The organism is Variovorax sp. J31P179 (assembly GCF_030316985.1).
GTDB classification, from domain to species: domain Bacteria; phylum Pseudomonadota; class Gammaproteobacteria; order Burkholderiales; family Burkholderiaceae_C; genus Variovorax; species Variovorax ginsengisoli_B.
On the sequence record NZ_JASZYL010000026.1, the window covers coordinates 29,417 to 50,764 of the forward strand.

General features: G+C 64.1%; 18 protein-coding genes and 2 pseudogenes. 13 read left to right on the plus strand and 7 right to left on the minus strand.

The features are described from left to right. Nucleotides 1-73 precede the first annotated feature (73 nt). On the plus strand, nt 74-757 hold the full coding sequence (locus tag QTI17_RS33770; RefSeq protein WP_286538470.1) for an SRPBCC family protein: 684 nt from the start codon (nt 74-76) through the stop codon (nt 755-757). A gap of 1,433 nt (nt 758-2,190) precedes the next feature. Here the strand turns inward: QTI17_RS33770 and QTI17_RS33775 are convergent. After that, on the minus strand, nt 2,191-2,559 hold the full coding sequence (locus QTI17_RS33775; RefSeq protein ID WP_286538473.1) for a DUF2493 domain-containing protein: 369 nt from the start codon (nt 2,557-2,559) through the stop codon (nt 2,191-2,193). Nucleotides 2,560-3,182: 623 nt separating this feature from the next. Beyond that, nucleotides 3,183-4,265: an IS630 family transposase gene (locus QTI17_RS33785; RefSeq protein WP_286538474.1), complete on the minus strand. Its 1,083-nt coding sequence runs from the start codon at nt 4,263-4,265 to the stop codon at nt 3,183-3,185. A gap of 522 nt (nt 4,266-4,787) precedes the next feature. On the opposite strand from QTI17_RS33785, the gene QTI17_RS33795 reads away from it, so the two are divergent. From QTI17_RS33795 to QTI17_RS33805, 3 genes are all read left to right on the plus strand, one after another. Continuing rightward, entirely contained in the window at nt 4,788-4,979 is a 192-nt protein-coding gene (locus QTI17_RS33795) for a hypothetical protein (protein WP_286538507.1), read from the plus strand. A gap of 412 nt (nt 4,980-5,391) precedes the next feature. Continuing rightward, on the plus strand, nt 5,392-6,123 hold the full coding sequence (locus QTI17_RS33800; protein ID WP_286538476.1) for a sugar transferase: 732 nt from the start codon (nt 5,392-5,394) through the stop codon (nt 6,121-6,123). A gap of 1,014 nt (nt 6,124-7,137) precedes the next feature. After that, on the plus strand, nt 7,138-7,350 hold the full coding sequence (locus QTI17_RS33805) for a hypothetical protein (RefSeq protein WP_286538478.1): 213 nt from the start codon (nt 7,138-7,140) through the stop codon (nt 7,348-7,350). 400 nt (nt 7,351-7,750) lie between these two features. Here the strand turns inward: QTI17_RS33805 and QTI17_RS33810 are convergent, their stop codons facing one another. Both QTI17_RS33810 and QTI17_RS33815 read right to left on the minus strand, forming a co-directional pair. Then, nucleotides 7,751-8,029: a hypothetical protein gene (locus tag QTI17_RS33810; RefSeq protein WP_286538479.1), complete on the minus strand. Its 279-nt coding sequence runs from the start codon at nt 8,027-8,029 to the stop codon at nt 7,751-7,753. 4 nt (nt 8,030-8,033) lie between these two features. Beyond that, nucleotides 8,034-8,159: a hypothetical protein gene (locus QTI17_RS33815; RefSeq protein WP_286538482.1), complete on the minus strand. Its 126-nt coding sequence runs from the start codon at nt 8,157-8,159 to the stop codon at nt 8,034-8,036. 271 nt (nt 8,160-8,430) lie between these two features. Between QTI17_RS33815 and QTI17_RS33820 the strand changes: the two genes are divergently transcribed. Further along, nucleotides 8,431-9,636: a zinc-dependent alcohol dehydrogenase gene (locus QTI17_RS33820; RefSeq protein ID WP_286538483.1), complete on the plus strand. Its 1,206-nt coding sequence runs from the start codon at nt 8,431-8,433 to the stop codon at nt 9,634-9,636. Nucleotides 9,637-9,674: 38 nt separating this feature from the next. Further along, nucleotides 9,675-10,208, plus strand: coding sequence for a DUF421 domain-containing protein (locus tag QTI17_RS33825; protein ID WP_286538487.1), 534 nt, complete (start codon nt 9,675-9,677; stop codon nt 10,206-10,208). Nucleotides 10,209-11,008: 800 nt separating this feature from the next. Here QTI17_RS33825 and QTI17_RS33830 read toward each other — a convergent pair. Further along, a complete protein-coding gene (locus QTI17_RS33830) occupies nt 11,009-11,737 on the minus strand; it encodes a glutathione S-transferase family protein (protein WP_353506755.1) in 729 nt (242 codons plus the stop codon). 82 nt (nt 11,738-11,819) lie between these two features. Here QTI17_RS33830 and QTI17_RS33835 point away from each other — a divergent pair, with 82 nt between their 5' ends. After that, nucleotides 11,820-12,797, plus strand: a complete 978-nt coding sequence (locus tag QTI17_RS33835) for an extracellular catalytic domain type 1 short-chain-length polyhydroxyalkanoate depolymerase (RefSeq protein WP_286538488.1) — start codon at nt 11,820-11,822, stop codon at nt 12,795-12,797. A 53-nt stretch (nt 12,798-12,850) separates the two neighbouring features. Here QTI17_RS33835 and QTI17_RS33840 read toward each other — a convergent pair whose 3' ends face one another. Beyond that, nucleotides 12,851-13,006, minus strand: coding sequence for a hypothetical protein (locus QTI17_RS33840; protein ID WP_286538490.1), 156 nt, complete (start codon nt 13,004-13,006; stop codon nt 12,851-12,853). 339 nt (nt 13,007-13,345) lie between these two features. Further along, a pseudogene (locus QTI17_RS35190) lies at nt 13,346-13,519 on the minus strand (DUF3597 family protein); the annotation flags it as partial. Nucleotides 13,520-14,431: 912 nt separating this feature from the next. On the opposite strand from QTI17_RS35190, the gene QTI17_RS33850 reads away from it, so the two are divergent. The 6 genes and pseudogenes from QTI17_RS33850 to QTI17_RS33875 all read left to right on the plus strand — a co-directional run. Continuing rightward, nucleotides 14,432-14,929: a hemerythrin domain-containing protein gene (locus tag QTI17_RS33850; protein WP_286538494.1), complete on the plus strand. Its 498-nt coding sequence runs from the start codon at nt 14,432-14,434 to the stop codon at nt 14,927-14,929. Nucleotides 14,930-15,525: 596 nt separating this feature from the next. Beyond that, nucleotides 15,526-16,062: a TIGR01841 family phasin gene (gene phaP / locus QTI17_RS33855; protein WP_286538496.1), complete on the plus strand. Its 537-nt coding sequence runs from the start codon at nt 15,526-15,528 to the stop codon at nt 16,060-16,062. 66 nt (nt 16,063-16,128) lie between these two features. Further along, complete coding sequence (locus tag QTI17_RS33860; RefSeq protein ID WP_286538498.1) at nt 16,129-17,814, plus strand: acetolactate synthase large subunit; 1,686 nt, start codon at nt 16,129-16,131, stop codon at nt 17,812-17,814. Then, nucleotides 17,811-18,938: a zinc-dependent alcohol dehydrogenase family protein gene (locus QTI17_RS33865; protein ID WP_286538499.1), complete on the plus strand. Its 1,128-nt coding sequence runs from the start codon at nt 17,811-17,813 to the stop codon at nt 18,936-18,938. The genes QTI17_RS33860 and QTI17_RS33865 overlap by 4 nt, the downstream gene beginning before the upstream one ends. An 8-nt stretch (nt 18,939-18,946) precedes the next feature. Beyond that, a complete protein-coding gene (locus QTI17_RS33870) occupies nt 18,947-20,905 on the plus strand; it encodes an acyl CoA:acetate/3-ketoacid CoA transferase (protein WP_286538502.1) in 1,959 nt (652 codons plus the stop codon). Between the two features lie 206 nt (nt 20,906-21,111). Continuing rightward, nucleotides 21,112-21,348 (plus strand): annotated as a pseudogene (locus QTI17_RS33875) (acyl-CoA desaturase); the annotation flags it as partial.

Consider the following 21,348-nt stretch of genomic DNA (forward strand, 5'->3'; position numbering starts at 1 on the left):
TCCGTGCAAGATCGCAAATAGTACGGTTGCCATCCCGTTTGTGGAAAGTGCAGGGGAATGATGAGGTGACCCCATGAACCGCGCCTGGAAGCTGGCGATCGCGACTGTTTTCGCGGCCGCCCTGTTGGTTGTCGCCCTCTTCTTGCCGGTGGAACTGGGCAGCACCCGCATCGTCTCGTTCGTCGATATCGCGCGCAGCCCGGCGGAGGTCTTCGCCTATGTCACCACCCCAGGCCACTGGCCCGAGTGGCATCCCTCGTCCCTGGCCGTTAGCGGCGCCGTGGATCACCCGCTCCAGATCGGCGAGTCCGCGATCGAGGACTTCCAGGTTGCCGGTCGCCGAGGGCGCGTGACTTGGCGCGTCATCGCGCGCGAGCCGGACCGGCTTTGGCGCATCGCCGGGAACATCGAGGGCCGCGAGTCGGGCGCCGTCAGCTATTCGCTGGCGCCCACGGCCACTGGCACGCACTTCGTCCGCGAGTTCGAGTACCGGACGCCCAATCTGCTGTTTGCCCTACTCAACCGGCTGAGCCTTCGAAGCCGCATCGAGGCCGAGTCTGCCCAGGCCGTTCGGCAGTTGAAGGAGCGTCTGGAATCGGCCGGCGAACCCGTTCATTTCCTGCGCAGAAATGCGGCCCCGTCGACGACGGGGCCGTGCAGTCACGATAGAGGGGATTTACTGCTTGAGCCCACTCGCCGCGGGAGCCCCGGGGGCGTGACGCCTCGCCCGCGCGCCTACGCCTGCTCCACGGTGTGACAGGTGAACTGATAGCGAGCCGCCTGATGCTCGCTGACGATAGCGAGTTGAAGTTAACCCTCGAGCGCTATGTAAAAAGGATCTCGATTTCTTAGAAGAATCGAAGATCCGCATCGGAGATACTGGTACCCACAATCTCAACACTTCGGTCGCCCCCCGCCGTTCCATTTGCCGGCACCACATCTCCATTTGCGTAGAAAAGGCCGTGGCGCCGAATAGCGAACGTAGTCTCCCTGTTGCCAGATACTGAAGACGACGGGAATCGCACCGTTGACAGGCGTCATCAAGATCTTGTGATGGTTGTCGAAGTCGTTGCACCACGGAATCCACATGTTGCAAAGAACCACCAGTGACACCTGCAATGCATGCCCTCTTCCACCGGAGTCATTGGGGTGTTCCTGATTACGGATCAGACAACTCTTTGGGAATGAAGGATCGAGTAAGCGCGCGGTGATCGCGTCTTGACTGCCGTCGCAGATCAGGCTGCCGACGTCATAGTGGCATTACTCGCACTTGTCGGCTTGCGGAGGTCCCTTCGTATTCATTGCTTACAGCCCAGCCCCACGGATCGCCGTCGGCGCGCCGGAACTGCCACCACTGGGGACGCCGGGCCGATCGCGGCGACTGCCTAGGGTCCCTCGATGTGGAGCGCTGGCCGCAAATGCCGTCATGGTCCGTTGGCGCTGATAGAGACGCTTCCGCAACCCGCTCACCGAGAGGAGATCTCGATACCGGCGGTCGTCCGCCCAACGGGTATGAAAAGGCTTGCCGCCTTCGGGTGGAATCGCGATGTACGCGAAGTGCCTAACGGGACCCTTCCTGACTGCCGGAAAGTAGGCGTCTGATTCGTGCGCTGAGTTTTGCTAGGCCGCCTCTGAACGTGCCCATCGCCGCCCTCCGAGACCGGTGTGCTTCGCGTTCGTGGCGTAGAGCTGCATTGAGAGCCAGGAGGCTTTGCGGGTTGCGCTTCCAGACCCCGGTAACCGTGAAATTGCCCCGATTTGACGGCGCTAAGCTGGGGACAATGTCGATCTGTCGGGCACCGATCTGATGCAGGAGTTGGACACGGTCCCTCGCGACCTTGAAGAAGTCGTCGTGACTGTCAATGGGTGAGTTCAAGGAGATCCTGATCGTTGGTAGTGTCGCGAAATTCTCAGCCAGGAATGAGACTACTTCAACGAGCACAATCTTCCTCGACACCGATCCATGCCGCGTTGCGCTGGGTGAAGGCACGAAGCGGTCCAGGTGAACCTCGTGCCCACCCGGTGATACGGTCACTGCCCGGATGGTGCCGACATGTGTCTCGCCATCATAGAAATACACGAGCTCCCCGAGTGTGTACGGAGCAGATCCAGGCCCTGTGATGCGGAGCTCGGGGAAGGTCAGCGAATGCCCAGCAGACGAGTCCTTGGTGCGCGGTGAGGGAACGTTGTTCAATCTGGCCCTGCCTGATCCGTGAGCCGCCAGGTCTTCAACACGGGCACGAGCGCTGCCGCAGCAATCGTGACCATGTGCGCGGTCCCGCGACCACCCTTGAACGCGACCACGAGCTCCGGACGAGCCTCGCGCAGCATTTGAGCGTTTCTGACAAGCACAGCGCGGTGCTGATAGCGATCCCAGTTTGCGCGGTACGTGGCAGCCTCGATACGTCGTGCGATGGCCCATCGGCGCGCGAGATTGTCTACACCCGTCGCACCGCCTTCGATCAGGAGCGTGACGGGCTGGCGCGCATGAACTCGGTCGAGCACATTCACGATGAACGCCGAGTCGTCGTCGCGTCCCCCGCAGACCAATACCCTCATGCTGCTACTTCAGCTGAATAGTGCCGAGGCCCGCGTATGGACATTCGCGTCCATTGCATCGTGGTGGTCTTTGCATGCTTTCTGCCTAGTAGTGAAATCGCCAAAAAGCGAACCCCGCCGAAGTGGGGCTGGGTGAGCAACTGACGTTTTAGCGATGATAGCCTCGATGGCCGCGACCTATAAGACCTTGGACAATGGGGACAGATCTGCAACTTCTGGCCGCTGACGGACTGAACGCGGTAGCTCGGGTCCCAACTTGATAGAGCCCTCGACGTTCGGCAGTCCGCGATAGGCGAAGACCCCGCTAACGCTGGTCGAGGAAGCTGGGGCACGATGCGCGTCAGTGCTGGCCGTCGGCGCGCTGAGCCTTGCGCCGTTCCCAAGCGCAACCAACTCTGATCGCGCCACAGGCCGTTCGCCTTGGCCGCCTCGGCAAACTCATATTGGCCCCGTTCCTGCGGGGTTTGCGCGCGTGCGTACCCACGATACCAACAGGCCATGCCCACCCTGACCATGGCGAGGTCGGCGCGCGAGCATCTTTGGACCATTCGGAGGGAAGCCCGAGGTCACCAGCACCTTGCAGTCGGAGCGGCCCTAGTGCAATGCGCCACCTAAATATGTACTTATCTATTCAGCGCCAGCGCCGCCTTAGCTCGCGTAACCTTGGCGAGGATGTCGGTCGCGCTCTTGGTCCAGATGAACGGTTTGGGGTTGGCGTTGTGGTGGGCCACGTACAGATCGATGGCCAATTCCAGCTCAGGCACGCTGGTGAAGCTGTCTCGTCGGATGCGGTTTTCCGAGATGTCGCGGAAGAAGCGCTCGACCATGTTCAACCACGACGCGCTCGTGGGCGTGAAGTGCATGACGAAGCGCGGGTGCTTGGCGAGCCAGGCCTGCACGTCGGGGTGGGTGTGGGTGCCGTAGTTGTCCACGATCAGGTGCAGCTGCAGGTGCTTGGGCGTCTTGCGCTGGATCAGGCGCAGGAACTGCAACCACTCCGCGTGCCGGTGTTGCTGTTGGCACATCGAGATCACGGTGCCGTCCAGGGTGTTCAAGGCGGCAAACAGTGTGGTCGTGCCGTGGCGCTTGTAGTCATGCGTGACGGTGCCGGCGCGGCCTTTCTTCATCGGCAAGCCCGGCTGGGTGCGGTTGAGCGCCTGGATCTGGCTCTTCTCGTCGCAGCTCAGAACCAAGGCGCGCTCGGGTGGATTCAAGTACAGCCCGACGACGTCCAGCAGCTTGTCCTCGAAGCGCGGATCCCGCGAGAGCTTGAAGCTGCTCTGGCGATGCGGCTTCAGGCCGTTGCGCTTCCACACCCGGCGGATGGTTGTCGCACCTACACCAAGCTGCGCGGCCAGCGTGCGCGTGCTCCAGTGAGTGGCCGCGATGGGCTTTTCGTGAAGCGTCTTGTCCACGATGCTCGACTCAAATTCGGGGGTGGTCACGCTGGGGATGCGCCCGGGGCGCGGAGCATCGTGCTTCAGGGCCTCCACCCCGCCTTCCAGGAAGCGCTGGCGCCACAAGGCCACCTGGCGCCGATCGAGATCGACCTCCACTGCGATGTCCTTGTTCTGCCAGCCCTCAGCGGCGAGCAACACAATCTTGGCGCGTTGCTGCACACGGGCCTCGACGCGGCCTCGCCGCGCCAATGCCGTCAACTCTCGTTGAACAGCAGCATCCAGTTCGATCCTTGGGGCAATGCGCATGACGACCTCCGTCGAGGTCGGAGTGTGCCGTATCGATTAAGTTCCGCTATTTCGAGCGCACTACACTAGCGGGCCCTGCGAATTGCCCGGTCGGGCTTCATCGCGAGTTGCTCCCGGGGGCCTCGGGGCGACTCTACCCTCGAGGGCGAAGTTGTCCGTGACGCTCATGCCGCCGCCGAAGTTGTCGCGGTCAACGTTCTCACGCCGATGCACTTGGTTTGCTCGGCCAGCACGTACTCGCCTTGTAGACGATGCCGGCACACCTACTTGCAGCAACGGATTGAGGAGCGCCAGTGTCAGTCGTCGCGATCGCCCCAATCCCGACGCTCGTGATGCCGATGGCGATAGCCGCCCCTGTGTCCCGGTCCGTCGTAGACCGGCGGAGGTCCGTAGTACACCGGTGCAGGGCGGTAATTCACCGGCGGCGGTGGACTGTAGTACACGCGAGGGGGTGGCTCATAGTAGACCGGCGGAGGTGGCGTGTAGACCGGTGCCGGCGCTTCGTAATACAAAGGCGCGCCGATGCCGATGGACCAATTTACCTGGGCGTCGGCCGAAGCAGCAGCCAAAAAGGAGCCGGCGACCAAGGCAGCCGTCGCAGCCAATTTGCATGCGGAACGTTTGATGCTCACAGTTGCTTTTCCAGAGGTGGCGAGATGCCGTTCTTGCAACGCCTCACAAGAGGAAAAGGTGGACCCGTTTGACGCTCTGTAACACCTCTAGCGTCCAGAGGCGTGCCGACGGCTGGCCCGACACTTCCCGGTCTCACCCTGCAAGCTCGCGCCCTCATGCCGCTTGCCTCGCATCTTTCTCGACTTCATTCGGAAGGCGTCTTCAGTCCGATCCCGCACTACGTCGACCTCCGTGATGCGTTCGGGCAAGGGATACCGGCTTAGTCCTACGACTTTCTGCCTCATTTCGCCGCGCAATGCACCTTGTTCACACTTTTAAGGGCATAGCATGGCGCGCCTTCGGGACGACGACGATGAGAACTTCTGGGGGCGACCGAGCGTCCACCAAAGGCTCGAACTGCAGCGCGCGCAGCGCAACTTGCGCGAGGCTAAGGACTGGCGCATGTTGATCTTTTGCGCACTTTTGATGGGCGCGTTGGCGTTTTGGCGTTGACATGGCGGCAGAGATGATGCGCCCCGATGACTTCAACGGCACCCTCGTGGGTGACGGGCGCAGGCCCGGTGTAGCGCAGCGCGCCATCGGTGAATCGTTCGTTCCTCTTTGCCTGGGACAGGGACAGCGTGCTGCAAAACGTGCGGTCGACATCGTCGGCGCGCTGATGTTCTTCTTCCTGTTCGGCCCACTGTACTTGTTGGTGGCCGTCGCAGTGCGGATAGAAGGCAGAGGCGCGGTCCATTTCTGGCAGACCCGCCTGGGAAAGGATGGGCGCGCGTTCCGGTTCTACAAATTCCGCTCAATGGTGGAAGACGGCGATGCGCTGTTAGAGCGGCATCTGGCACGCGATGCAGCCGCGCGCGCAAGGTGGCAAGAGTATCAAAAGCTCGACAACGATCCGCGCATCACGCGCGTGGGTCGGCTGATCCGCAAACTCAGCCTGGACGAGCTGCCGCAGTTCTTCAACGTGTTGAAGGGCGACATGAGCCTGGTCGGTCCTCGCCCCTGCATGGTCCGCCAACGCAGGCTGTATGGCGCCCGCTGGGCGCACTATTGCGGCATGCGTCCCGGCGTTACAGGGTTGTGGCAGGTGAGTGGCCGAAATCGCCTACCCTATGAGGAGCGGGTTGCACTCGACGCCCGCTATGCGGCCGAGTGGTCGCTCTGGCTGGACGCCAAGATACTTGCGCGCACCGTGTGGGTGGTCTTGAGCGGTGATGGATCCTCGTGACAACGGCGTCCGTCAAGCTCACCATGAGAAAAAATGTTGCCTCTAGAGGCTATGCACGCACGTACATGGGTAGCCTTGAGCGACGGGGTCCCACCTTCGCTGACCGAGGACCCTCGCTCAGAATGCCATCGTCGTGGCTCCGCCCTGTGCGATCCAGGTCCTTCGGCTGCTGGTGCGGTCGAATGGGACTGCCGTTCGAGGAGATGTGCGGCCCGTCTGTCGAGTTACGGCATGCAAGTGCGAGCCGTGCACGTGTTCTCGACCTCGCACACAGCGGCGCTATGTCGGCAGGGCTGGCGTTACAGTTCTACATCGACGTGCCCTTCGTCCTTGAGAGGTGAGCGACGTCGACCAGCTTCTCGTCGAGCCGTTCGCAATGCCAGAGCAGACCTGAGGCCTCCGTCGCTGCGCGAGACTCACGCACTGGGTCGCGGACTGGCGGGCAGCCCACTGGATCGTCGTCTTCGTCTCCTTGGTCGTCCCGCCTTTTCATCGACTCCGAGGGTTGCTCAGTCCAGCTTCGGACTTCGTGAGGCTCTGAGAGCGCGATTCGCTTCCGGTCCTGTCTTCTGGGGCTCGTCTGCCATGTAAGTCTCCCGTCGGAGAGGAGATTCGACGCTTTCTCGACGGCGCCGCATTCAGAAAATCGCGCCTGTTTCTGACAGCCGGCGCCTTACAGACGGGCCACGTTCGCCACATGGATCTCCATGACTATCCGCTGACGCTTCTCGTCGAGCAGACCCTTCCAGGCCCCTTCCACTCACGGCACCCGGCTGGATTTGCGAATCCAGGTACGACGGGTGGCGCCTGCCGGCGATGTTCGAGGACGGCCATTGCAAGCTGCGGACGCCGGTCGGCGCCGATGCGACTCGTTGGTTTCCGGAGGTGGATAAGAGCTTGGCCGCAGCGCGGCCACTATGTGAAGGGGCGCATCTGCGTGCTCGACGACATCGGCCGCTCCGACTTTGACCGCCTGCAGTACCGGGGGGGGATTGCGACCCCGTGGGCTAAGCCGTGTTCGACATGATGGTTGGCCATGGGATCGGTCGACATCACCCAGCACACGCTCCTGCAGCGCATCGCGCTCCTCGCAGAACCGCTGACTCCAGCCCCGACAACGCGTTGGCCGCCGGCCAGTTCGACGAAGACATCCCGCGCATCTTCAACGACGCTGTCATCGGCCTCAATCTGGAAGGCTTGGTGGCCAAGCGCGACGACTGCATCTAGGTGGATCAAGGTGAGGCGGAAGGGCGCAATGCCGGTAGAGCGGTTCAGGCGGTAGAGCCCCGGGTCTACGTGGCTATCAAAACCGCCACCATGGTCGCCGGCCTATAGGCAATGATGCGAGTGGCGCGGCAATGGTGGTGGCCGCGTGAAATCGGCGTCGGGCTTCGGCTTCCAATACGCGGGCTTCGTGCATAGCGTGCTGGTCACCTGCCGTCGCTTGCACACGAAGTTCTTGGCAGTTTCGGAAAAGTTCGTCGTCGGAAAGGGCCGTCGGTTCCATGATCTATTTTTTGCGTAACAGCTCGCTTTTGCGAACAGATGGCGACTCGGTGAATCCGCGTTTGCGGACTTAAGTCACCGATCGCCCAGCTCAAGTGACCCGTCCCTTTTGTCTTGAGATTCAAGAGCCGATCGGATCGACGTTCTCGTCCTCGCCAGGGGCGCGCGGTCCGAACCGCTTGTCCTGCACGATGCGGTAGAGCTCCACGATGCCCGCTTCAAATGCCTCGGTCCACGAGGTGTAGGACTGCTCGCTGTCGGCGATGTCGATCCAGACCGAGGAAGGCGAACCTTCGTGCAGGACCCAGTGAAAGTGGCCGGGCACCGGCTCGTCTACGAAGACCGAGATGTTCCGCAGCTGGCTCATGGCCGCGATCGTATCGCTGGCGTCGTTCAGCAACCGTTCAGCCGCAGGTCTTCAACCTGGCCAGCGCATCCAGTCGGCGCAGCGCCTGGCACCCAGCCGCCGGCTCGGGCGGCTTGCCGGCCTGGGCTTCGAGCGCGTCCAGCGCCTTCGAGATCAGGGCCACGTCGGCTCCGCCTTAGCAGCCGTCTGGCGTCAGAACTCTCGGCAATTTCGCCGAGCCCGGGGACCACACGAAGGCCGTCGCTGGAGCGCATGTCGAGCTTCGCAGCTGGAAGCGGTCGCGACCTTTTGTCCAAAAAGCATCGATGCCTGAATCCGACGAGGAAATCTCGCGCACGGCCAACGGTCGACTTCCTACATCCCGCGACCACGGTGCGAAGCGAAATGACTTGGTTACCTACCTCGTTGCCCTCTCGTCTTTTCAAAGGACTACCGTGAAAGCCCTGACCTACCATTCCTCGAAGGATGTCCGCGTCGAAACCGTCCCCGACCCGGTGATCGAGCAGGACGACGACATCGTGCTGCGGGTGACCGCAACGGCGATCTGCGGCTCGGATCTGCACATCTTCCGCGGCAAGATCCCGGGCATGGAGTCGGGCGACATCCTTGGCCATGAATTCATGGGCATCGTCGAGGAGACCGGCAAGGGCGTGACTGCGATCAAGAAGGGCGACCGGGTCGTGGTGCCCTTCACGATCGCCTGCGGTGAGTGCTTCTTCTGCAACCGCACGCTCTTCGCGGCTTGCGAGAACACCAATCCGGGTCGTGGAGCCATCCTCAACACGAAGAACGTGCGCTCGGGTGCGGGCCTGTTCGGCTATTCGCATCTGTACGGAGGCTACGCGGGCGGGCAGGCCGAATTCGTGCGGGTACCGAAGGCCAATGTCGGCCCGCTCGTGATTCCGGCCGGATTGGCTGACGAGCAGGTCCTGTTCCTGTCCGACATCCTGCCCACGGGCTATCAGGCGGCGCTCAACGGCGACATCGGCCCGGGCTCGACGGTGGCGATCTTCGGCGCTGGCCCCGTGGGGCTGATGGCAGCGGCCTCGGCGCGGCTGCTGGGGGCCGAGCGCATCTTCATGGTCGACGAACACGCCTACCGGCTGGAGTTCGCGCGTGCGACCTACGGCGCCGAGCCGATCAACTTCGCGGATGTCGACGACCCGGCCGCGCAAATTGTCGAGAGCACCGATTTCCGTGGCGTCGACGCCTCTATCGATGCGGTGGGCTTCGAGGCCAAAGGCAGCACGATCGAGACCGTCTTGACCGATCTCAAGATGGAAGGCTCGAGCGGAAAGTCGCTGAGACAGGCCATCGCCGCGACGCGGCGGGGCGGGGTCGTGAGCGTGCCGGGCGTCTACGCGGGTTGGATTCACGGCTTCCTGTTTGGGGACGCCTTCGAGAAGGGCCTGACCTTCAAGATGGGGCAGACGCACGCGCAGCGCTTCATGCCCAGGCTGCTCGAGCACATCCAAGCGGGCGAGCTTCATCCCGAGCTGATCATCACGCACCACATGGCCCTCGAGGATGCCGCCAAGGGCTACCAGATCTTCGACAAAGCAGAGGAAGGCTGCCGCAAGGTTGTGTTGACGCCCTCGGGCCCGCGTGAAGCGGGCTTCCGGGCGACGGAAGATCTATAGCGGTTGGCGTAAGGACGCACCTCAAACTGGAGCGCCGGATGAACGAACTGATCGAGCTCTTTGCCAACGAGTTTCCGGTCTGGCACATGATCGTTCGCGGCACCGTGGTCTACTGGTTCCTGTTGATCGTCTTTCGCTTCGTGCTGCGGCGCGACGTCGGCTCAATGGGCGTGGTAGATTTGCTGTTTGTGGTCCTCGTCGCCGATGCGGCTAGTAACGCAATGCAGGGGGAATACAAGTCGATCAACGACGGCCTGGTTCTGCTGTCCACGCTGATCGCCTGGAATTTTGCGCTCGACTGGCTCAGCTATCGTTTCGCCTGGGCCGCAAAGGTGCTCGAGCCGCAGCCGGAAGTCCTCATCCGCCACGGCCGTGTGCGTCGCAAGGCGATGCAGCGCGAAATGATCACGATGGACGAACTCGAGGCCAAGCTGCGCCAGGCGGGCGTTGAGCGGCTCGCGGATGTGCGCGTGGCGCGCCTCGAAGCGGACGGCCAGCTGAGCGTCTTCAAGCGGAAGCCCGCGCCGGAGGGTTCGCCGCCGCCGCCAGCACGTCGGCCACCAGCCGCATAAGACCGTGTCGACGGGGACGCCGGCGGATCGGTCGGCGCACGGTGGGAATGCCGCTCGCTATTGCGACAGAAACCGGGAATCGGCTCTATCGCCAGCGCGGCGGTGGCTACTCCAAAGGCGCCCCACGAATCGTGTCCGACGAGCGCCGGAGTTGCTCTTTCATCGCACCCTCGAACGAGGGCGTTCGCCTCCCAAGATCTGCGAGGCAGCAAGCGACAATGAAGGCCATCAGCGCGCCAGCCACGATGTACTCGAGATCCATGAGCGTCCCCCTTGGTTGCCATCTGAAACGCCACTTTGAACTGATATGGCGGATTCGTGAAGCTCAGTTATTACTGATATGTTGCGGAGCGGACTCGTACATTTTGGAGACGGGATTTCGAGGGTTCGACGACGGACCCGACGGGAGCAGCATCCTCGACCGCGTCGAACGCGCGGGGGCCCGGTGCGTTCGTACGCAGCAAGTTTGTACAGCGGGACACAACCAACGTCGGAGTCGTTGCTTCCAACTGTGGCTGGCTGACGTTGTAGGCCAGGCCCCGTCGAAGCCGTTGGCATCGGCCGACGCGGGACGCGGTCTGACGGTTCATCGGAATGTTTTCCGTTCTTATCTGTATCGACGTCGCTGTCATTCAGGCCCTCGCGAGGGAAGAAGGAACTCGCCAGCCGTCGGCCGTCGAATGGCTGGACGATCTGGAATGGCCCACAGCCAATCCGCGAGCGTATGCCAGACGCCCGCGCCTGACTCCGGAAAGCAAGGGCCGCCATAGCGCGGCTCCGCCGATCGCAAGGGCGACTTCCTACGGGCCCTCGCTTTCCCAATGCGGCACGAAGGGATAGCGGGCCGCCCAGTGGTCGAGCAGACCGGGCTCGGCGTCGACGCGTCGGACCACCTCGGCCATGCGTGGCGCCTCCCGGTAGAAACGCAGACGGCGGGGTTGCCACCGGGACACCACGGCGACGTAGAGATCCAGCACGCTCAGCCGGTCGCCCAGCAGGTAGAGAGGGCCGCGCGGCATCTGTGCATCCATTTCCCGCCAGCATTGCGCGATTCGCTCGGCCGTCCGCTCCAGGATCGTCGCTTCCGCCTCCGGGTTCGACGCCAGACGAGAGGGCTCGTCGCGTACCCAATAAAGAGAGTAGATCGCAGCCGAGACGAAAGTCATCCATCGGAGAAACTGGCCACGTGCCGGATCATCCGTCTTCGGCGCCAAACCCGCCGCAGGGTAGCGGTCGGCGAGCCAGATCAGCATGGCGGCGCTCTCGGTCATGATCTCGCCGGACGGCAGCAGCAGCACCGGGACCTGACGCATCGGGTTCACAGCGGTCAAGCGCCCGCGTTCATGGTCACCGCGCCAGGGCGCAACGTCCACGACCTGGACCGGGAGCTCCATCAGCGTGAGCGCCGCATGCACCGCAGTGGCCCCGGAGCCCGGGGCGCCGTAGGATCGGCAAATCCCGTCCGTCAGCGGTCTAGGTGCATCCAGGCTTTGACCTAGGACTTCCGCATCGAGCGACTGCTGAGAGATTCCAACCCCCGGGCCGTGCTCCTACCCTTGCCCGGGCCCCCAGCCCACGGCGCACGCCAGTCTGCGCACACACATTGGCTGCATGCAGAATTCGCTCCAGACTCTCAATCCGTTTCTTGTGTTCTTCCAAATGGCGTCGGAGATGAGTTGCTCGTTCCTGGCACCCGCTGCGACCTCGGCTGCGGCGATCGGGCCATTGATGACCGAAACCCACGCCGAGTACAGCGTCTTTGCTCCGGCGAGCGCTGGCCCCCGTCGCGCGCCCTTGCTGGTCATGCTGCACGGTGCGGGGCAGGACCCGGCGGACTTTGCTGCCGGCACCGCGATGAATGAGGCGGCGCAGCGACATGGGTTCGTGGTCTTGTATCCCGCCCAGTTGGCACGTCACAACGCGCAGCGGTGTTGGAACTGGTTCGATGCCGCCCATCAGACGCGCAGCCGTGGCGACGCAGCCCGTATCGCTGCGCTGACTCTGAAGGTGGCGCGCGACTTCGATGTCGACACCGAGCGTATCTATGTGGCCGGCCTGTCCGCCGGCGGTGCACTGGCCGCGTTGCTCGGTGAACTCTTCCCCGACATCTACGCTGCCGTCGGTGTGCATTCGGGCCTCGCACCGCGGGCTGGCACAGATCTGTCTTCGGGTCTTGCAGCGATGCGCGGGGTCGAACGCATGCCGACCGCCTCGAGCGGCGTGCCGACCATCGTCTTCCACGGCGACAAGGACACGGTGGTCAGCCCGCTCAATGCCACCCAGGTGATGGAGGCCTCGGTCGGCCCTGCGTGCGCTTGTGAGGACGATGAGCACATCGCAGCAGACGGCCGGCGGAGCTTGCGCCGAATCTACCTGCGCGAAGGGGTGGCCTGTGGCGAGCACTGGACGCTCCCCGAGGGCGGCCATGCCTGGTCGGGAGGACGGGCGGCGGGCTCCTATGCCGACCCCCTGGGACCGGACGCCAGCGAAGAAATGCTACGGTTCTTCAAGCATCGCCGCCGCAGCGCGGTCACGATGCCGGCGACGACCCTCGCGGGCCGCGGGACCGCATGCGGCGATCGCGAGTGACAAGGCCGCCTCCGATTGCATGCGGCAGCGCCAAGAAGCAGGCCGAGTCCCACTCAGCGCGTTGCGTTTTCCTTCATCTTGGAGAGCGTCACAGCCAACGCCGCACCACCCAGAACCTTGATCAGTCCAGCGTGTTGCGCATAGAACCGCCCGACCTCGTCGACGATGCCGGGCTGTGTCTTCTCCGCGTGCGAGGCGATGTCGCTCACCTGCGCGGGGGACAACTGGGACGCTTGGTCGGGCGTTAGTTGAGCTTGCCCAGGCGCCATCGTTGGAAAGGATGCCTCCCGCGAGCCCGGACAGGGCCCCCGGCCCAAGCGAGCCAAAAATCTGATTCAGTACGCCCGCCCGCTGGTCGGCGTTGGAGTGACCGAACAACTGGCCCACCATTTCGCCGAAAGGTGGAGTCTGATCCGAGCGCATGGCTCCAGCGACGCCGGCGCCGAGTTCTTCCTGCGATGCCGTCCTTGCCACCTCATCGAAATGCTGCTCGGGATTGCCCGACAGCGCGCTTTGAAGAATGTCCATCAAGCCCATGATGTTTCCTTTCAGTCCTTGAGATCCGCCGGGACCTTGCCGCCATTGGCGGCTACCTTGTTCATCACCTGACGGTGAAGCCATACATTCATCGTTGCAGAGTCATTGATGTCCCCGCTGTAGTGCAGTTCTTGCGCCAGTTCCCTGAAGTACCCCAGGGGGCCGGACGACGAAGCACCGGCTGCGTTCGCAGAGCCGGTCCCTCCCAAAGCGCCACCAGTCGCCATGGTGGCGGCCCCGCCTGCCGCGGATGCGCCCGCTTGCACACCCGAGCCGACAACGCTACTCACCGTCGATCCAAGCAGCGCCGCGGTGACGAGCGTAGCCACGGCCCAGGCCAGGAAGCCATGGGCCGAGTCACGAAGTAGACCTCGTCGGTGTGGACGCCAGCCCACCGACTGCGCAGCCGACCGGCCAAGTAGCCGCCCATTCCTGATGCGGCGATCTGCGTAGAGCTCAGCCAGAGAACTGCGGAAATTCCTATCGCGCCGCCTCAGCGCCGCGGCTCGCCCAAGGCGAAATGGAAGAGAGGCCCAACCCGACTCCGAGCATCAGCATCAGGAGCGACAGGGCAGCCGCACCTGCGGCGCCTCCAAGGATCGCGCCCCAAGAGATGGCGCTCACCGGCTGGGACGGGGGACCAGTCGGCGTTGCAGTTCCGATTGGAGAGGCTACCCGGCTGGGGGCCACAATGGCAGGTTCTGCGTAAACATGACGTTTCTCCGGGAAGAGTGGATGAAATATCGGGACATCGCGTCCAAGCCGCCGGGTAGGACACACCCGCGTCGACGCAGAAGCATTGAGCCATTTGGTGCGCTATGTGCTCTGCCGGACGGAAGAAGCAGCGCCGATGGTGTACAGGCGCAAGACCACCAAGCGCGCCCATGCCATGCGCGCAACCAAACGCGTTCTCAACAACCGCCGATGGCGGTCGGCCCACGTCATTCCGTGTCTATCGGACGGGCCGCCCCGGGCCGGGGCCTCGCAGCGTCCGCGTCGGCATTCCTGCGCGTTGGCAAGGGAGCGTCGCCTACGTGGCTGCGGTGTGGTCGTGCTCAAGATGCAGCACCCGCAACCCCCCACCGCAAGGAACCACGATGACCACCACCGCCAAGCGCGCTGCGCCCGATGCCTGCAACCTCCTCGATGCCGACCACCGCAAGGTCAAGAAGATGTTCGGCGACTACGAGACACTCGTGAAATCGAAGGCCGCCGGCGCAGCGCAGAAGAAGCACGATCTGGCCAACGAGATCTGTCTCGAGCTCTCGGTGCACGCGCAGATCGAAGAGGAGATCTTCTATCCTGCGCTGCGCCAGGCCATCAAGTCCACCGACCTGCTGGATGAGGCCGAGGTCGAGCACGCGACGGTCAAGGACCTGATCGCGCAGCTGGAATCGGCACCCGAGGTCGACGACATGTTCGATGCCAAGGTCAAGGTGCTCGGCGAGTACATCGATCACCACGTGAAGGAAGAGCGCAACGAGATCTTCGTCAAGGCACGCGCCGCCCGCGGCCTCGACCTGGTGGCCATGCGTGCGCAGCTCGCCGCTCGCAAGGAAGAGCTGATGGATGAGCTCACAGGCGCCACCGCCTGATCGTCGGCACCCGCCGCTCATCTCAGGCGAAGTGCACTCGAAATGTGTGGGGGAAAGACAAACGGTTGTCTCGCCGGGTCGAGGCGAGCGTCGTCGAAGGGCCAGCCATGGTGCCGGGAGAAGTCTGGTTTCGCACCGAAAGTGCGAGCTGCGCCACGCCTGCGCCGCAGCCGATGTCCTGATCGGCAGTGCCCGGCCACCGTACGAAGCCCCCTCGACGCGGCCGCCTGGCGTCGTTCAAGCTCGCTGGCAGCAGCGCGACCTTCAAAGGTTCCGTGATGGCAGCCGACCTGGCGCGGACGTGCCAAGAACCTCCACTGGGAGAAGGGGTCGTGATGCTATGCGCTTCCGATGCAATGGCAAGGTGATCGGCTCCAACCAGTCCATGCGACGCCCTGTCTGAATGTCGCAGGCGGCGTTCGAAGTCGAGCGTCCGGCCTTGACACCCAAGCTCACCGCCCTGCTTTGAGTGCGTTCCTCTCATGCCGTGTAACGCCCGGTAATTCGCTTGTGCCGACTCCCCATGCCCCTCACACTTGATCATGCTGCAGTGCAGCAATCTGTCGCCCTCGTTCCTTTACTTCCAGAAAGTTCTCATGACCTCACTTGCTGCCGAGACCACCGCTTCCATGCACACGATCTTCAGCCTCGCCGGCGAGGCTTTCAAAGGAGCGGAGACACTCTCTTCGCTCAACCTGCAGACGCTCAAGACGCTAATGGCTGAAAGCGAGGAGAGCAGCCGACTCGCCGGTTCCACGGGCAGCCCGTTGGAGCTGATGAAGCTGCAGGCGGCCATGTTGCAAGCCGCACCGGTCAAGGCGCTGGCGTATGGGCGCCAGGTGCAGGAGGTCTTTGCCACGTTCGACGCGGCGCGACGGGCCGCATACGAGGAGAGCGTCGCCAGCGCACAGGCCAAACTGCTCGCCGCGGTGAGCAGCTTCTTCGGGAACACACCCAATTCCGAGAAGATCGTTGCGCTGACGCAGACCGCCCTGGACACCTCGAACAAGGCCTACAAGCGCATGAACGAAGCGAGCAAACAGCTGTCTGAGACGGTGGCTGCCAATGTCACGAAAGCCAGCGAAACCGCCGCACAGGCCTCGTCCCCCGCATTGGCGCAGATTGAGGCCTGAGCTCGCGAAATCGGCACTGCCGTTCATTTGCGCGCTGAAGAAGTTCCGCTGTTTACGGAGATCGCCATGAAAGCATCCGATCTCTTCGTCTTGGCGCTGGAGAACGAGGGCGTCAAGCGAATCTTCGCCGTGCCCGGTGAAGAAAATCTCGACCTCGTCGAGTCCTTGCGACGGTCCAGCATCGAGCTCGTTCTCACGCGGCACGAGCAATCTGCCGCCTTCATGGCGGCGACCCATGGCCGCCTGACCGGGCAGCCTGGTGTGTGCATGGCCACGCTTGGTCCGGGCGCGCTCAACCTGGTCACGGGCGCGGCCTATGCGCACCTGGGCGCCATGCCGATGGTCTTGATCACCGGCCAGAAGGCGATCATGACGGCACGCCAGGCGCGATTCCAGATCGTCGACATCGTCGCCACCATGAAGCCGCTGACGAAGGCATCGCGCCAGATCGTCAGTGCCGCAAGCATCCCCACCGTGGTACGCGATGCGTTCAGGGTTGCCGGCGAGGAGCGGCCCGGGCCGGTGCATCTCGAGCTGCCGGAAGACGTGGCCGCCGAGCAGGTGGCGCCCGACGTGAATGTCGTCCCCGTCCACCCGATCGATCTGCCGGTGGCGCATGAAGCGGCCATCGAACGGGCTGCCGCCATGCTGATGCGGGCGAAGCGCCCGCTCGTCATGTTCGGCGCGGCGAGCAATCGCCCGCGGCTGCACGGCCAACTGGCCGATTTCGTGCGCCGCGTCGGCATTCCCTTCTTCAATACGCAGATGGGCAAGGGCACGGTGGCTGGCGGCGGCATCGCCGAAGGAAGGACCGGGTTCTGGATGGGTACCGCCGCGCTCACGGAGCGCGACTACGTGCACGAAGCGATCGACCGGGCGGACCTGATTCTCGCCATCGGCCACGACACGATCGAGAAGCCGCCGTTCATCATGGGACGCGACGGCCCGCTGGTGATTCATGTCGGTTTCATGGTGGCCGCCGTCGAGCAGGTGTACTTCCCGCATGCCGAGGTGGTGGGCGACGTCGGCCCGAGCCTCGCGCAGCTGGCCGATCGCGTCGAAGGCCGCATGCCGAACGCCGGCGCCTTGCTGTCGCAGCGCGAGGGAATCCTCGCGCGCACGATGAGTCGCGCCACCGAATCGCGCTATCCGCTGACGCCGCAGCGCATCGTCCATGACGTGCGCCAGGTCATGCCCGACGACGGCATCGTCGCGCTCGACAACGGGATGTACAAGATCTGGTTCGCGCGCTGCTATCCGACGCGCACCGCGAATGCACTGCTTCTGGACAATGCGCTGGCGACCATGGGCGCCGGCCTGCCATCGGCCATGATGGCCGCGCTGCTTCATCCGAGGCGCCGCGTCCTGGCGGTGTGCGGTGACGGCGGCTTCATGATGAATTCGCAGGAGCTCGAGACTGCCATCCGACTCAAGCTCGACCTCGTGGTGCTGATCATCGAGGACAACGCGTACGGAATGATCCGCTGGAAGCAGTCGGTCGACCAGTTCACCGACTGGGGCATGACCTTTGGCAATCCAGATTTCGTGAAGTACGCCGACGCCTACGGTGCCAAGGGGCGCCGCGTCGAGACCGCGGAGGGACTGGCGCCGGCCCTCGAAGCGGCCTTCTCCGAAGGCGGCGTGCAGATCGTCGCCGTGCCGATCGACTATTCGGAGAACACCCGGGTGCTGGTCGACGAATTGGGCAATCGTGTCGCGGCAATCGCCGCCCAACCGGGAACACTCACGTGAAGATCAAGGCCGCCGTACTTCGAGAGATGGGCGCCGCGCCGCCCTATGCAACGTCCAGGCCGCTCTCGATCGAAACGGTCGACCTGGCGCCCCCGGGGCCGGGCGAGGTGCTCATCAAGGTGAGTGCCGCGGGTCTGTGCCATTCGGACCTGTCGGTCATCAATGGCGATCGTCCGCGACCGATGCCGATGGCATTGGGCCACGAGGCCTCAGGCGTCGTCCAGAGCCTCGGCATCGGCGTCACCGACCTGAAGGTCGGCGACCATGTGGTCGTGGTATTCGTGCCGAGCTGCGGCCATTGCGCGCCCTGCGCAGAGGGCCGGCCGGCCTTGTGCGAGCCCGGTGCCGCCGCCAACGGCGCGGGCACGCTGCTGTCCGGCGCACGGCGCATCTCCCAGGTTGGACAGGTGCTCCACCACCATCTCGGCTGCTCCGTGTTTGCCGAGTACGCGACCGTCTCTCGTCATTCGCTCGTCAAGATCGATAGCGCCGTGGCGCTCGACGAAGCGGCGCTCTTCGGCTGCGCCGTCCTGACGGGTGTCGGCGCCGTCGTCAACACCGCGAAGGTTCCACTGGGCGCATCGGTGGCGGTCGTCGGCCTGGGCGGGGTCGGCCTCGCGGCGCTGATCGGCGCGCAGTGCGCCGGCGCGCGGCAGATCATCGCCATCGACCTCTCGGACGACAAGCTGGCGCAGGCACGCGCACTGGGCGCCACACACACGGTCAACGCGGGGCAGGGTGACGCCCTTGAGCAGGTTCGAGAGCTCAGCGCGGGTGGCGTCGAGTACGCCTTCGAGTTCGCCGGGTCCATCCAGGCGCTCGACCTGGCCTACCGGATCACCCGCCGCGGCGGCACCACCGTCACGGCCGGTCTGCCGCCGTCTACGGCGACCCTGCCCCTGGCGGCTGTCAATCTCGTGGCGGAAGAGCGCACGCTCAAAGGCAGCTACATCGGAACCTGCGTCCCATCCCGAGATGTCCCTCGCTACATCGCGCTGTACCGCCAGGGGCGGCTGCCGGTCGACAAGCTCCTCACCGGCCGTATCGCGCTCGAGGACATCAACCATGGCTTCGATCTTCTGCGCGAAGGCAAGGCCACCCGGCAGGTCATCGTGTTCGACTGAAGGACGTCATGAACCGGAACAAAATCGTCAGCGCCGACGAAGCCATCGCGCTGATCCAAGACGGCGACAGTGTGAGTTGCTCCGGCTTCGTGGGAATCGGCACGCCGGAGGAACTGATCGTCGCCCTGGAAAGGCGCTTCCTGACGACGCAGGGCCCGCGTGAGCTGACGCTGGTCTTCGCGGCCGCACCGGGGGACGGCAAGACACGCGGTGTCAATAGGCTGGCCCATGAGGGCCTGGTCGGGCGCGCCGTCGGCGGCCACTGGGCGCTGGTCCCGAAGCTCGCCAAACTGGCTACTGACAACGTGATCGAGGCCTACAACCTGCCGCTGGGCACCATCTCGCACCTGTACCGCGACGCCGCTGCGCACCGCGCCGGCTCCCTGAGCAAGGTAGGACTCGGGACCTTCGTCGACCCGCGGCAAGGCGGCGGACGCATCAACCAGCGCACTCGGGAAGAACTGGTGCGGGTCATGGAGATCGACGGCGAGGAATGGCTCTTCTACAAGGCCTTTACTGTCAATGTGGCGTTGATCCGGGGCACCACCGCCGACCCGCTGGGCAACATCACGATGGAGCACGAAGCTTTGCTGCTCGATGCGCAAGCGGCCGCCATGGCGGCGCGCAATGCCAACGGCCTGGTCATTGCGCAGGTCGAGCGCATCGCCGCCGCCGGCACGCTCGACCCGCGAAGCGTGGTGGTCCCGGGGGTCCTGGTCGACTGCGTGGTGGTGGCGTCGCCGGAGCTGCACCAGCAGACCTACGGCACCGCCTACAACGCGGCCTTCTCCGGCGAGATGCGGGTGCCGGCCGACAGGATCGCCGCGGCGGTGCTGGACGAGCGCAAGCTCATTGCACGGCGCTGTGCCTTCGAACTGCCGCTGGGAGGTGTCATCAACCTCGGCATCGGCGTGCCGGAGGTGCTCGGCGCCGTGGCCGCCGAGGAGCGCGTGCTCGATCACCTCACGCTGACGGCAGAACCCGGCGTCATCGGCGGGATGCCCAGCGGCGGACTCGATTTCGGCGCGGCCATCAACACGCAGGCCCTGCTGCACCAGAACCAGCAGTTCGACTTCTACGACGGCGGCGGCCTCGACCTGGCCTGCCTCGGCATGGCACAGGTCGATAGCGCCGGGAGCGTCAACGTCAGCCGCTTCGGCAGCCGGCTGGCCGGTGCCGGCGGGTTCATCAACATCAGCCAGAACGCGCGCCGCGTGGTCTTCGCCGGCACCTTCACGGCGGGCGGCCTCGAAGTCGCCATCGAAGACGGAAGGCTGCGCATCGTGACCGAAGGCGCCGCTTCGAAGTTCGTCGCAGCGGTCGAGCAGATCACGTTCAGCGGCCCCCAGGCGGTGAGCCAGCAGCAGTCGGTGCACTACGTGACCGAACGCTGCGTGTTCAGGCTGCAGCCGGGCGGACTGCAGTTGACCGAGGTGGCGCCCGGCATCGACATCGACCGGGACATCCTGGCGCACATGGGATTCCAGCCCTTGATCGGTCAGGTCGAACGCATGGATGCCCGCCTCTACCGGGTCGGACCGATGGGGTTGTCGGCCGCGCTGCTTGACCTCCAGCTGACCGAGCGGGTCAGCTATGACAGCGAGCGGAACCTCCTGTTCGTCAACTTCCAGGGGTATTCGATCCAGGATATGGACGATGTCGACTGCGTGCGCCGGGTGTTCGCCGCGCTGCACAAGAAAGCGGGCTGCAAGATGGCACTGGTTGCCAACTATGACGGCTTCCAGATCGACGAATCCCTGAGCGATTCGTACTTTGCAATGGTCGAAGAGTTGCACGCCCAGTACTACAGCACCGCGGCGCGCTACACGACAAGCGCCTTCATGCGCCTGAAGCTCGGCGCGTCGCTGTCCTCGCGTCGGGGGGCCGCCCATCTGTTCGAGACGCAGTCCGAAGCGATCGAGTTCCTGCTGCGCCGGCCTCACGTTCTCGCTGCCGGGATGGCTTGATTGGCGGCCAGCTCGGGCGGGTCGACCTGCTCGCCCCAAACGATCTCGCGTTTGACTACAGCGGTTTCCTGGTTTGGCCGGCATTCATGGTGACAGCGAAGGCATCTAAGCAAGGAAGACTGCTGCCTTTGGGGACCCCAGAATCTGGGACGCCGCGGTCAGGTTCGAGGTGAGCGTGAGGCTCCCTGTGTCCGGAGTACTGAAGAATGACTGATTCGTTCCCGGCCGTACTGAGCGCGGCCATCGACTGGCTCGGACACGGCTTGTGGGACCTCACATGGTGGCAAGTCGTGCTGTACACGCTCGTCACCACGCACATCACGATCACGGCAGTCACGATCTTCCTGCACCGGACGCAAACGCACCGGGCCATGGACCTGGGCCCGATTCCCTCGCATTTCTTCCGCTTCTGGCTCTGGCTGGGCACCGGCATGGTGACCAAG

Bases quoted from the DNA above. Each gene is read 5' to 3' on its own strand.
- QTI17_RS33795 (WP_286538507.1), top strand. From the start codon at position 4,788: ATGCCGATGGACCAATTTACCTGGGCGTCGGCCGAAGCAGCAGCCAAA.
- phaP (WP_286538496.1), top strand. From the start codon at position 15,526: ATGACCTCACTTGCTGCCGAGACCACCGCTTCCATGCACACGATCTTC.
- QTI17_RS33825 (WP_286538487.1), top strand. From the start codon at position 9,675: ATGAACGAACTGATCGAGCTCTTTGCCAACGAGTTTCCGGTCTGGCAC.
- QTI17_RS33870 (WP_286538502.1), top strand. From the start codon at position 18,947: ATGAACCGGAACAAAATCGTCAGCGCCGACGAAGCCATCGCGCTGATC.
- QTI17_RS33850 (WP_286538494.1), top strand. From the start codon at position 14,432: ATGACCACCACCGCCAAGCGCGCTGCGCCCGATGCCTGCAACCTCCTC.
- QTI17_RS33800 (WP_286538476.1), top strand. From the start codon at position 5,392: ATGGCGGCAGAGATGATGCGCCCCGATGACTTCAACGGCACCCTCGTG.
- QTI17_RS33775 (WP_286538473.1), bottom strand. From the start codon at position 2,559: ATGAGGGTATTGGTCTGCGGGGGACGCGACGACGACTCGGCGTTCATC.
- QTI17_RS33835 (WP_286538488.1), top strand. From the start codon at position 11,820: ATGCAGAATTCGCTCCAGACTCTCAATCCGTTTCTTGTGTTCTTCCAA.
- QTI17_RS33860 (WP_286538498.1), top strand. From the start codon at position 16,129: ATGAAAGCATCCGATCTCTTCGTCTTGGCGCTGGAGAACGAGGGCGTC.
- QTI17_RS33770 (WP_286538470.1), top strand. From the start codon at position 74: ATGAACCGCGCCTGGAAGCTGGCGATCGCGACTGTTTTCGCGGCCGCC.
- QTI17_RS33785 (WP_286538474.1), bottom strand. From the start codon at position 4,265: ATGCGCATTGCCCCAAGGATCGAACTGGATGCTGCTGTTCAACGAGAG.